At 44.7% G+C, this 12,358-nt stretch carries 8 protein-coding genes and 4 tRNA genes; 2 read left to right on the plus strand and 10 right to left on the minus strand.

The window, feature by feature from the left end; genetic code table 11:
• Window positions 1–75: 75 nt before the first annotated feature.
• Window positions 76–984, plus strand: a complete 909-nt coding sequence (locus tag AB4585_RS04735; protein ID WP_017069173.1) for a DUF3943 domain-containing protein — start codon at window positions 76–78, stop codon at window positions 982–984.
• 267 nt (window positions 985–1,251) lie between these two features.
• Window positions 1,252–1,764 (plus strand): glycine cleavage system protein R, encoded by a 513-nt coding sequence (locus tag AB4585_RS04740; RefSeq protein ID WP_017069174.1) that lies wholly within the window; start codon window positions 1,252–1,254, stop codon window positions 1,762–1,764.
• Between the two features lie 73 nt (window positions 1,765–1,837).
• On the opposite strand, the gene nspC is transcribed toward AB4585_RS04740, so the two are convergent.
• The 10 genes from nspC to uvrY all read right to left on the minus strand — a co-directional run bounded on the left by nspC (window position 1,838) and on the right by uvrY (window position 12,090).
• Entirely contained in the window at window positions 1,838–2,977 is a 1,140-nt protein-coding gene (gene nspC / locus AB4585_RS04745) for a carboxynorspermidine decarboxylase (RefSeq protein WP_017063550.1), read from the minus strand.
• A 199-nt stretch (window positions 2,978–3,176) separates the two neighbouring features.
• Window positions 3,177–4,430: a carboxynorspermidine synthase gene (locus tag AB4585_RS04750; RefSeq protein ID WP_372169383.1), complete on the minus strand. Its 1,254-nt coding sequence runs from the start codon at window positions 4,428–4,430 to the stop codon at window positions 3,177–3,179.
• 8 nt (window positions 4,431–4,438) lie between these two features.
• A complete protein-coding gene (locus tag AB4585_RS04755) occupies window positions 4,439–7,390 on the minus strand; it encodes a pyridoxal phosphate-dependent class III aminotransferase (RefSeq protein ID WP_372169384.1) in 2,952 nt (983 codons plus the stop codon).
• 876 nt (window positions 7,391–8,266) lie between these two features.
• Window positions 8,267–8,342, minus strand: a tRNA-Gly gene (locus AB4585_RS04760).
• 32 nt (window positions 8,343–8,374) lie between these two features.
• Window positions 8,375–8,461 (minus strand) — tRNA-Leu (locus tag AB4585_RS04765).
• 80 nt (window positions 8,462–8,541) lie between these two features.
• Window positions 8,542–8,617, minus strand: a tRNA-Gly gene (locus tag AB4585_RS04770).
• A gap of 36 nt (window positions 8,618–8,653) precedes the next feature.
• A tRNA-Cys gene (locus tag AB4585_RS04775) sits at window positions 8,654–8,727 on the minus strand.
• A 266-nt stretch (window positions 8,728–8,993) separates the two neighbouring features.
• Window positions 8,994–9,551, minus strand: coding sequence for a CDP-diacylglycerol--glycerol-3-phosphate 3-phosphatidyltransferase (gene pgsA / locus AB4585_RS04780; protein WP_048659595.1), 558 nt, complete (start codon window positions 9,549–9,551; stop codon window positions 8,994–8,996).
• Between the two features lie 46 nt (window positions 9,552–9,597).
• A complete protein-coding gene (uvrC, locus tag AB4585_RS04785; protein ID WP_102432892.1) occupies window positions 9,598–11,430 on the minus strand; it encodes an excinuclease ABC subunit UvrC in 1,833 nt (610 codons plus the stop codon).
• Between the two features lie 15 nt (window positions 11,431–11,445).
• Complete coding sequence (gene uvrY, locus AB4585_RS04790; protein ID WP_004729778.1) at window positions 11,446–12,090, minus strand: UvrY/SirA/GacA family response regulator transcription factor; 645 nt, start codon at window positions 12,088–12,090, stop codon at window positions 11,446–11,448.
• Window positions 12,091–12,358: the final 268 nt, after the last annotated feature.

Consider the following 12,358-nt stretch of genomic DNA (forward strand, 5'->3'; position numbering starts at 1 on the left):
ATTAGTTCCCTAAATCAGGCATTTAATAGATAATTGTGACCCTGATCAATTCCAAACTTTGTCATGGAGACCCTTGTGGCCAAATCACCGTTACTAGCAAAGGTTACTGCCGCATTTTCAATGCTAATGTCAGTTAACTCGGTTGCAAGCCAATACGACTTCGACCAGCCAATCAACCTTTCTTACTCGGATGAATGTGCTCAAGATTACTGTTTTAATGACAACTTGTACACCTACAAGCCTAGTACCAATTACGCACTGAGCGAGTCGAGTGATGAGTACGACTTCTCAATCCAACAACCAAAACACATGTTGGTGAGTCAGGAGAAAGATTGGGATTACCTAATGGGTCAAACCTACACCATTCTTGGCTTGAGTGTCGCGACAGTGGGTCTAATGACTCTGCTCCCTGAAAGTATTACTAAGTGGGATGATGACCAACGTGATATCAGCTCATTAGGTAAAAAGTGGAAAGATAACGTTTCTGCTGGTCCAACATGGGACCGTGACGAACACTTCCTAAACTACGTAATGCACCCATATTTCGGTGGTGTTTACTACACCGCAGCTCGACACGCAGGTTACGACGAGTTTGAGTCATTCTTATACTCTTGGACTATGTCGACGTTCTTCTGGGAATACGGCGTAGAAGCGTTTGCAGAAGTACCTTCATGGCAAGATCTCTTCATCACACCTTTCTTCGGTGCGGTTGTCGGTGAAATGATGCTAGAAGCAGAGCAGGATATCATTGCTTCAGGTGGCGAAGTGATGGGCTCTCAAACCATGGGTGATGTGTCGCTATTCTTCCTTAACCCTGTTGGACACATTCACTACTGGGTAAGTGACGCATGGGGCGGTGATGCAGAAGTTAACCTGAATACTAACCCTTGGTGGGATAACCAAGACGCTGCACGTTTTGCTTACGATGCTGGCGCACCATACGACTCTCAGTTTGTTGGTATGAACTTCAAAGTAACGTTCTAATTCGTCTCTAGTACTACTCAATATAAGTTATTGAATATAAGTTGCTGAATCATCAATCACAGTGACAACTCTTCTAAAAAGCGGCTCTCTAGCCGCTTTTTTTGTGCCCTACTCTTCATTCTCTTTTTTTGCATCGAAGCTTAGTTTCAAAAATTGACCTAGGTCAAACATTGTTCGATGTAACCTTCTACACTGAAATTAAAGAACTTTATCGCGTGATATCAAACATTTAATTAGCAAAGAATAATTGAAACCTTGGGGGCTGATATGAACAGTACATTTATCGTAAACTTTATCGGAAAAGCATCACCAGCAACAATCAAACAGCTTGCTGCGGTTACTCACGAAAACGACGGCAAATGGCTCATCAGTAAAGTGAACTTTATTGAAGACCAAGTCGCAGGCGTACTAAAGGTTCAACTTCCAGCCATCAACGAATCGATTGTAAAAGAAGCGTTCAGCGCCAATCCAGATCTCATCGTGCAGTTTGTCGATTCCGATCATACATACAATGTTCAAGACACGGTCCATCACTTGAGACTCGACTCTAACGACCGAGCAGGTATCGTCAACGAAGTGACTCATGTATTGGATAGACAAGGAATCAGTATTCTCGATATGGATTGTCACCGCGTCTTTATCGCTGGTGGCGGCGGTGTTAGCTCAAGTCTATTCACATCAAAAATCGCCGTTAAGCTGCCAATCGAAGTACAGATCGACGACGTAGTTAATGAACTCGAAACGCTCAGTGAAGATACTCGTGTGATGATTGAAAGCTAAATAAACAAAATTAAAGAACAAAAAAGAGCAGCTCATTAGCTGCTCTTTGTATTGCTCTGAACTTGTGATTCAGTTACTTAACTGACCATTGTGATAATGAGCGTTTGAAGTCTTCATAGCCGAATTCATTTAGCTTCTGAACTTCACCACTGCTACGTTCACAGTAGATTGAAGGCATTTTAAGGCCATTGAACCAGTTCAATTTCACCATTGTGTAACCCGCGCTGTCTAACAGATGCAGCTTTTGACCAATCTTAAGTGGCTCATCAAAGCTCGCTTCGCAGAACTGATCGCCCGCAAGACATGAACACGAACCAATCACGTAGTCATGGCTGCCTGTTTCTGATGCTTCCAATACTGATGCGGGCTCATTGTAGATAAGCGTGTCAAGGCGGTGCGCCTCAGTCGCTGAATCCACAATCGCTGTTTTCTTCACGTTCTCAACAATATCGACCACTGTCACAACTAGGTCGGTTGTTTTAGTGATGATCGCTTCACCCGGCTCAAGATACATCTGCACACCGTGCTTTTCAGAGAAGGCTTTCAGCGCAAGACCGAGTTTTTCGATGTCATAGCCAGGCCATGTGAAGAACACACCTCCGCCCATGCTCACCCAGTCCAACTTATCTAAGTGCTCACCAAACTGTTCTGAGATTGAATCAAGCAGGCCGATAAACGCATCGACGTCTTTGTTCTCACAGTTCATGTGGAACATCACACCATTAATCTCATCGAAAATTTCTGGTTTGATGTGGTCAGCTTGCACGCCCAAACGCGAGAATTGACGTGCTGGATTCGCCAAGTCTTGCCCTGCGTAGCTCACGCCCGGATTTAAACGTAAACCCAGTGAAGCTTTACCTTCAACAATATGACGGTAAGCAGCAAGTTGGCTTTGAGAGTTGAAGATCATCTTGTCGCAGATGTCAGCAACCTCTCTCACGTCATCTTCACTGTAGCCCACACTGTAAGCATGAGTTTCACCGCCAAAAGTTTCGTGACCTAATTTCACTTCATAAGGGCCAGAACTAGTAGTACCGTCTAGGTACGGTTTGATGATGTCAAACACGCCCCAAGTCGAGAAGCACTTAAGCGCAAGTACCAATTTCACACCTGAAATCTCTTTCAGTTGCTTGGCTTTTTCTAAGTTCGCAATCAACTTGTCTTCGTTGATCATGAAATATGGGGTTTTTAGTTCTTCTTTCTTAAACGTCATTTTTGTAAACACTCAAGCAGCATCTATAGATGGAAAGGTAAATTAACAATTTTGGTGTGATTTATTTTGATTTTGTCCTGTCCGAGCACAGTGAGTTACAAAATCAAAATAAATGATACCAAAGCTTCAAGGCTATCATCATCGAAAAGGGAACAATCCATGTCCCCTTTAATTAGCAATCAAAACAAGAAATCAGTTCTTATTTTTTCAGCTCATGAATCACTGGAAGACCTTGGCCTGCTTCAAGCTCTTGAACATGCCAATCTAGACCAATTTCCGGCATAGTTGCTAGGAACGGATCTGGATTTAGCTGTTCCATGTTGAACACGCCTTTATCAGCCCATTCGCCACGGAAGAACTGAAGTGCAGCGGTAATCGCTGGAACACCAGTTGTGTAAGAGATCGCTTGGTGCTCTACGTCTTCGTAAGCCACTTCGTGGTCTGCGTTATTGTAGATGAATACGCTACGCTCTTTACCATCTTTCTTACCTTGAACCCAAGTACCGATACACGTTAAACCAGTGTAACCCGGAGCTAGAGATGTTGGATCTGGTAATAGTGCTTTAAGAACATGCAGAGGCTGAACCACTGTGCCATCGTGCAGTGTTAGCGGTTCAGGGCTAAGAAGGCCGATATCACGCATGCAGTTGAAGTAGTTCAGGTATGCATCACCAAAGCCCATCCAGAATTCGATACGCTTAGCTGGGATGAACTCTTTCATCGAACGAACTTCATCGTGTGCCATTGAGTAAACTTTGTGAGAACCACAGTTCGGGAATTCAAATTCAAGCATACGAGAGTGACACGGTACTTGTTTCCACTCTTCATTTTCCCAGTAGAAAGAGTCACCTTGGATCTCAAGCATGTTGGTTTCTGGGTCAAAGTTTGTCGCAAACTTCTTGCCGTGGTCACCTGCATTCACGTCCATTACATCAATTGAGTCAATCTCATCGAACAAGTGCTTAACCGCGTACGCAGCAAAGATTGATACCACACCAGGATCGAAACCAGCGCCAAGAATACCTGTGATGCCCGCTTCTGCGAACTTCTCACGATAACCCCATTGCCAATCATAAGCTTGTGGTACTTGCTGGCCTTCAGAACATAGGTCAACCGCTACCGATGTATCTAGGTAAGAGACTTTAGTTTGGTAACACGCTTCCATGATTGCCATGTTTACCCAAGGAGGACCAGCGTTGATAACAAGATCTGGCTGAACTTCTTTAATCAAAGCAACAAGCGCATCAACATCATCAGCGTCTACTGAACGTGCTTCTAGTTTCTTAGTTGAATCTTTAAGGTTGTTTTTGCCCTTGATAGATTCGATGATTTTTTCACACTTCGCGATGGTACGAGAAGCGATTGTGATATCACCCAGTACTTCGTTATTTTGTGCTGCTTTGTGTGCAACAACCCAACCAACGCCGCCTGCACCAATTTGTAGAATAGCCATAGTTTTAATTACCCTTGTTGTTCTGCTAGCTCAATAGCTAAAGTTTGAATTTTGTTAATTAGAGATTTGAAATCTGATGTCGTTAAGCACGGATTCAAGATAGTGAATTTCAGCGCGCTTTTACCATCCACTACCGTTTCGCCAAGTACGGCAACACCACGAGTCAGCGCTTCCAATCTTAACGTTTGATTCAGTTTGTCTAAATCCATAGCACTGTTTGCTGATTGCTCATTGCTAAGCACCGAACGGAACAGCACCGTCGATAGTGAAGGCTCCGCTAATAGCTCTAAATCCGCTTGATTTTGAATCAGGTCGGCAACTTGAAGCGTCTGCTCTAGGAGATGATCGTACATATCACCCAGCTGCTTTGGCCCAACGCTTTGCATCGTCATGAAGACTTTCAATGCATCGAAACGCTTGGTGGTCGCAATAGACTTATCGACTAGATTTGGCAGCTCATCGTGCTCGCGATTCAAGTAGTCTGCGTGATGCAGTAGGTACTTAAAGTTCGCTTTGTCTTTCAGCAGCACAGCACCACAGCTGATTGTTTGGAAGAACAACTTGTGGAAGTCAACGCTGACAGAGTCCGCTTTCTCGATGCCTTTCAGACGAGCTTTATGGCTACTTAAGATAAGCGCGCCGCCGTAAGCGCTGTCGACATGGAACCAAAGGCCTTGTTGGTTTGCGATGTCTGCAATCGCATCAAGGTCGTCGATAGCACCATGATCGGTTGTACCCGCCGTACCAACTACAGCAAAAGGAATCAACCCTTGGGCTTTAAGCGCTTTTACTTCTGCGTCTAAGTAATCCGGTTTGATGGTGCCGTTTGCGTTGGTCTCAACACAGCACACCGCGCTCTCGCCTAAACCGAGCAATGAAGCGGATTTTTGAACCGTGAAGTGAGATTTATCTGAACACAAGATGCGAAGCTTACTCGCGTAATCCGGTAAACCCAGCTTTTGGATAGAGTGACCATCGTGCTTATCCGCAACCCAGTCTCTCGCTAGCAATAAGCCCATTAGGTTACTTTGCGTGCCACCACTAGTGAAAACACCGTCCGCTTGTTCACCTAGTTGGTACTTGTCACACATCCAATCAACCACGCGCTGCTCAACATAAGTCGCAGCAGATGCTTGGTCCCATGAATCCATAGATTGATTCAGAGCCGCGATAATTGATTCCGCTGCTACTGATGCCATTAGAGGAGGCGTATGAAGGTGTGCGATACAGTCAGGGTGCTGCACAAAGATAGAGTTTGCTGCAACTAGGTCAGCGGTGCTATCTATAACGTCAACCAAAGCGTGTTGGTTGTTGTCTAGGTCGACAGCCTTGATAGAAGCCTCTAGCACTTTTGGTTCTAGACCTGAGTATGGAGTTTCAACCTGCTCAAAAACCGCTTTCATTGCCTGAGTGGTTTGGTTCATCACGTTAGCGAATTCGTCGCTACCGCCTAGGCCTGTGTGAATGAAGTGCTTGCTCCACTCTTGATTTGCTTGCTTATCTGAAGCTGGGTCTTGTTGTAAACCACCGCCCGCTGCGATGATGGCTTCTTCCATCACTCGCAGGGCAAAGTCTATCTGTTCGAAAGAGATAATCATTGGTGGCAGGAAGCGAATCACAGATCCATCACGACCGCCCTTCTCGACCATCAAACCACGCTCTAATGCCGCGCGTTGAATAGCTAGGGTCAGGTCACCGTCTGATTTCGGCTCACCAAATTTATTGAGTTCACCGTTTGGTTGCTTGATCTCGGCGCCAAGCATTAAACCTTTACCACGAACTTCAGCAATACAGTTAACGCGAGATTGAATCTTCTCTAACCCATGACGTAGGTATTGGCCTGCAATGTTCGCGTGCTCCACCAAACCATCTCGCTCGATGATTTCCAGTGCTTTAGCACCAGACACCATTGCTAACTGGTTACCACGGAATGTACCGGTATGTTCACCCGCTTTCCAAGTATCGATGCTCTTGTCGAATACAAGCAGCGACATAGGCAGTCCGCCACCGATCGCTTTAGACAAACATAAGATATCAGGGTTAACGCCTGACTCTTCAAACGCGAATCGATGTCCTGTTTTGCCGACACCACACTGAATTTCATCAAAAATCAGTAGTATACCGTGCTCATCACAAATGCGACGTAAACCTTGTAGCCAAGATGCCGGAGCTGGAATTACACCACCCTCACCTTGCACGGGCTCAACGATCATCGCAGCTGGTTTCATGATGCCGGATTCATCGTCATTCAACATACGCTCGATGTAACGAATGCTCGCGTTGGCACCCGCTTCACCACCAATGCCAAACGGGCAGCGGAGGTTGTATGGGAAAGGCATGAAATGTACGTCAGACATCAAGCCGCTACGACGCTCTTTAGTGCCAAGGTTACCCATCATGCCCATGGTGCCGTTCGTCATGCCATGGTAAGCACCACGGAAAGCAAACATGGTGTTACGACCTGTTGTTTGCTTGGCTAGCTTGATAGCCGCTTCCACAGCGTCAGCACCAGATGGGCCACAGAATTGCAGAACCGAGTTATTTGAAAAGTCTTGAGGAAGAAAAGCTTTAACTCGCTTGATAAACGTCTCTTTTGCTTGAGTCGTAATATCAAGAGTTTGGTATGGCAAACCAGAATCGAGCTGGTCTTTAAGTGCTTGGTTAATCTCAGGGTGGTTGTAACCCAAAGAAAGTGTACCTGCACCAGCTAAGCAATCGAGAAACAGTTGGCCACGAGTATCTTCAACTAAAGCGCCACATGCTCGTTTAATAGCAATCGGCAGGCGTCTTGGGTAAGAGCGAACATCCGACTCATGCTGTTCTTGCTCTAGCAAAATAGCGTCAGGTGTTAGGTCGTACGTTCCCTCTAAGATAGGAACCATAGTTGAAAATGAATTTGCGATAGTATTGATATCGACTTCAAAGGCGGTAGTCATAAAAGTCCCCTTGAATGTGTTCATACTCACCTCCATCAGACGCAATTACCCACCAACTCTCGTTAAATTTGGAGAGAGTTCATAGTGAAGCACGCGTATTGTCTAGAAATGAGATATAGCTGTACGCTCGCATAAGTCAAATGACGAATACGAAATTAAGCCGTCTTAAGACAGCGATAAATTGTTAGCGTGAGCTCAAGGTTCAGTAATGCTACTGTTTTGAAGAATTGGACATTTTTGCAGGATCGGGCAGCTATGAGGAGCTGATCCCTTTGGAAATGCAGAGCTGATTAGCAATGTTGTAATTAGTGTGTTCAATGTTGGGTTTCCCATTAACATGGCGAACTGCGCCATAAGTATCCCGTCTATCAGCTAAAGGACTAGCCAATACCTACCCTACGTAATGTCCCAATCAGCAAGAATGGTCACTACGCGTATCCCCCAGAAGCAATCGTTGCTCTTCTTGAACATTGTTCATTCCGAGATTGCGCAGGAAAGTAACATAAAGTGAAATGAACGATCAATAGTTTTTAATAATAGCCTGATAAATAGCAGTGGTGGCTAAGCAATTGCTGAAAATATCGTCAGCAATATCGTTTAAGAAAGAGATCTCCGGTTCATTCGTTCCTCATGCCCGAGGATGACGACACAGGTATATAGGCGGTGTTAGTGATGGCTTGAGGCTGTGCCGCCTTTACATCATTCCCTGGTACGAGGAACGAGTTCATAGGGGATCTCGCTTTTAAAAACTAACTGTTCTAAACGAACTTAATTGCGAAATTTTGAAATAAAAATAGAAGTGAATTTTGAGTGTGGATTCAAACAACAAAAGTACAGATATAGAAACGCTGAACGCCAGAAACCAAAAAGCCCGAACATTTCTGTTCGGGCTTTTCAATTTGGAGCGATACATCGGGTTCGAACCGATGACCTCAACCTTGGCAAGGTTGCGCTCTACCAACTGAGCTAGTATCGCATTTGCTTTATCAAGATAAAGACTTTAATAGATGGTGCCCCGGGCCGGACTTGAACCGGCACAGCGCGAACGCCGAGGGATTTTAAATCCCTTGTGTCTACCAATTCCACCACCAGGGCACGCAATTCTTTATTGCGATGCCGATTACTGAAAAGTAAAACACCATCTTAATGCTGACGCCAATCAACATTACAAAATTTGGAGCGATACATCGGGTTCGAACCGATGACCTCAACCTTGGCAAGGTTGCGCTCTACCAACTGAGCTAGTATCGCATTTTCATTCATATTCTTTCTAGAAGAAAGAGAGAATGGAGGCGCCTCCCGGAGTCGAACCGAGGTCCACGGATTTGCAATCCGCTGCATAGCCACTCTGCCAAGGCGCCTTAGTAACTCCAATCGAATCGCTTATTGCCATCCTCTTGGGTACGGGATGCATTCTACGGATTCAGACGATTGAGTCAATATTATTTTTGTATTTTTAATTCGTTTGAATAGATTTCATACGAAACAGGCCAAATAGCTGACTTTATGTTCAAAACACACTGTGAGCGGGTTATTCAAAGGAGATCTATATCACATTAGATATCCGCTATTGATGGCTTAACCTTAGGTTAAAGATCAAAAAAGCGAGCCTCAGCTCGCTTCTTCATCAATGATGTTTTTCGTCTAACAAATCGTCTTTAGCGGCCATCAAGTATTGCGCCATTGACCAGTAAGTAAGAACGGTTGCGACATAGAGTGCAATGTATCCTACCCAAACCATCCAGTCGTCATAGCGCCAGATAAGCACCCAAAGGGCGAACATCTGAGAAACGGTTTTGACTTTACCAACCCAAGATACCGCAACACTTGCACGTTTACCGATTTCAGCCATCCATTCACGAAGTGCTGAAATGATGATCTCACGAGCAATCATGGTCACCGCTGGAATCGTCACCCAGATTGAGTGGTAATGCTCAGTAATCAGGATAAGTGCCGTAGCAACCAACACTTTGTCAGCCACTGGGTCAATGAATGCGCCAAAACGAGACGTTTGCCCTAACTTGCGAGCCAGCATACCATCTAGCCAATCAGTAAAGCCTGCCACCCAAAACACCATCGCAGCAGCAAAAGGAGCCCATTGATAAGGTAGATAAAAAACGACAACGAATACTGGGATCAAAAATAGTCTCAGTAAGGACAAAATGTTAGGTATATTCAAACGCATATTATTGGGCTCTTATTAATTGCGCTTTAATGGTGCGGGATTTTTACTATTGTTTCAATGCTTGATAAATGTTTTCTGCCAAAGAATGACTAATGCCCGGCACTTTGGCTATTTCTTCGACAGTTGCACGCTTAAGTTCTTGTAAGCCACCCATATATTTCAGCAAAGCTTGACGACGCTTAGGTCCAACACCTTCAATTCCTTCCAAAGCACTGGTTCTTCGCGTTTTACCACGTTTCGCCCTATGCCCTGCAATCGCGTGATTATGGCTTTCGTCACGGATGTGTTGGATAAGGTGCAGTGCTGGAGCATCACTGGGTAAATTGAACTCTTCCCCTTCTAAAGTCACTAGAGTCTCTAAACCCGGTTTACGAGTCACGCCTTTCGCAATACCCATCATTCTTGGTCTAAACGGCCAATCACCCCAATATTGAGAAATGATCTCATGCGCGCGGTTTAGCTGACCTTTACCACCATCGATAAAGATGATGTCTGGGATCTTGTCGACATCGAGTTGCTTCGAGTAACGTCTCTCAAGCGCCTGAGCCATCGCCGCGTAGTCATCACCACCGGTAATACCCGTGATGTTGTAACGACGGTACTCCGGTTTCACCGGGCCTTCCTGATTGAACACCACACAAGACGCAATCGTGCTTTCACCCATGGTATGACTGATATCGAAACATTCCATGCGCTTAATCGCATCCATCGACAGCACTTCTTGTAGCTCTTTGAAGCGCTGATTGATGGTCATCTTGTGATTAATCTTGGTCGTAATCGCCGTTAACGCATTGGTGTTCGACAATTTAAGGTAACGACCACGAGTACCAGAAGGGTTTGTGTTGAAATGGATCTTACGACCTGCAACTTCACACAAAGCTTCTTGGATTGGTGTGACGTCTTCCATCAGGTCCGCGTTCAGAATCAAACGGGTTGGAATGGTTCTCGCTTCATTATGCGCTAAGTAATACTGACTTAAAAAGCTCGAAAAGACCTCTTCTCGCACCGTATTGTTTGGAATCTTAGGAAAGTGGCTTCGGCTACCTAAGACTTTACCTTGGCGAATCATCAAGATATGAATACACGCCACACCATTCTCTTGAGCAAAGCCCAACACATCCATATCTTCCATAGAGTCGTCAGATACATACTGTTGTTCTTGCACACGTCGAATCGCTTGGATTTGATCGCGGAAAGCGGCGGCTTGTTCAAAGCGAAGCTCTCGGCTGGCCGTGTCCATCTTCTCGATGAGCGTCTCTAGCACCAACTTATCTTTCCCTTGCAGGAATAGACGAACATAGTCGATAAGCTCACTGTACTCTTCATCAGAGATAATCGAGCTAACACATGGCGCAGCACAACGACCAATTTGATACATCAAGCATGGGCGGGTTCGGTTTGCATAAACCGTGTCTTCACACTGACGAGCAGGAAAGATTTTTTGTATTAAGTGTAGCGTCTCACGCACAGCGCCGGAGTCAGGATAAGGACCAAAGTATTCACCCTTTTTCTTTTTAGCACCGCGGTGCATCGACAAACGAGGATGCTTGTGACCGCTAATGAAAATATAAGGGTACGACTTATCATCACGCAGAAGTACGTTGTATTTCGGCAGATACTGCTTGATGTAGTTGTGCTCAAGAATAAGAGCTTCGGTTTCCGTGTGCGTTACAGTCACATCAATCTTGTCGATGTTGCTGACTAGAGCGCGTGTTTTTTCACTGTCGACTTTTTTACGGAAATAACTGGAAAGGCGTTTTTTGAGGTTCTTAGCTTTACCGACGTAAATAACAACAGCCTCGGCGTTATACATTCGATAAACGCCGGGCTGTTCTGTTACTGTCTTGAGGAATGAGACTGAGTCAAACAAGTTGGTCACTATACGATCTCAGTGTTAAAGGGTCTCAGTGTCTAACATTCCATGTCTAATCGCTAAGTGCGTCAGCTCTACATCGCCACTGATATCCAGCTTGCTGAACAAACGGTAGCGGTAACTGTTGACTGTTTTAGGACTTAGATTGAGTTGTTCTGAAATATCCGTCACTTTCTGACCTTTGGTAATCATCATCATGATTTGAAGTTCACGTTCAGATAAGTCTGCGAATGGATTTTCAGACGCAGGCGAGAATTGGCTCAAAGCCATCTGCTGCGCAATTTCTGGTGAAATGTATCGTTGGCCACTATTAACCACTCGAATTGCATTTACCATTTCATCCGGACCTGCTCCTTTAGTAAGGTAACCAGCAGCCCCAGCTTGCATCACTTTAGTTGGAAACGGATTTTCCGTATGAACAGTTAAAACGATGATTTTAACATCAGGGTTGAAACGCAAGATTTTCTTGGTTGCTTCTAAGCCACCAATACCAGGCATATTCATATCCATCAAAATAACGTCAGTATTGTTAGTACGACACCATTTTGCAGCATCTTCACCGCTTTCAGCTTCCCCTGCTACGTTCATTCCACGGACGTCTTCAATAATACGTCGTATCCCTGTGCGAACCAGCTCGTGATCATCTACAAGGAAAACATTTATCAAACTTGTATCTCCACACTATTAATTGGCTCTGCAACCACTGTGTCGTTTCATCTGTTTGAAACAATTAAACAAAGGAACAGTGGATCGCAGCATTGAGTACATCTTAACTTAATTACTAAAAAAAAGCTCTGTTGAATATGTGCTGAAACACGAACTTTAGCAAGTACTTATTAACAAATAAACCAACTAAAACAACAAGCTTTTTCTAAAAATCAATCAGTTAAAACAACACCCAATAAAATTACACAAGATAAAGATATTTTCAATA

The organism is Vibrio sp. 10N.222.49.C9 (assembly GCF_041474985.1).
GTDB classification, from domain to species: Bacteria; Pseudomonadota; Gammaproteobacteria; order Enterobacterales; family Vibrionaceae; genus Vibrio; species Vibrio crassostreae_C.

Excerpts from the sequence above, each read along its gene's own strand:
- pgsA (WP_048659595.1), bottom strand. The coding sequence starts at position 9,551 with ATGCGTTTGAATATACCTAACATTTTGTCCTTACTGAGACTATTTTTG.
- nspC (WP_017063550.1), bottom strand. The coding sequence starts at position 2,977 with ATGACGTTTAAGAAAGAAGAACTAAAAACCCCATATTTCATGATCAAC.
- AB4585_RS04750 (WP_372169383.1), bottom strand. The coding sequence starts at position 4,430 with ATGGCTATTCTACAAATTGGTGCAGGCGGCGTTGGTTGGGTTGTTGCA.
- AB4585_RS04740 (WP_017069174.1), top strand. The coding sequence starts at position 1,252 with ATGAACAGTACATTTATCGTAAACTTTATCGGAAAAGCATCACCAGCA.
- AB4585_RS04755 (WP_372169384.1), bottom strand. The coding sequence starts at position 7,390 with ATGAACACATTCAAGGGGACTTTTATGACTACCGCCTTTGAAGTCGAT.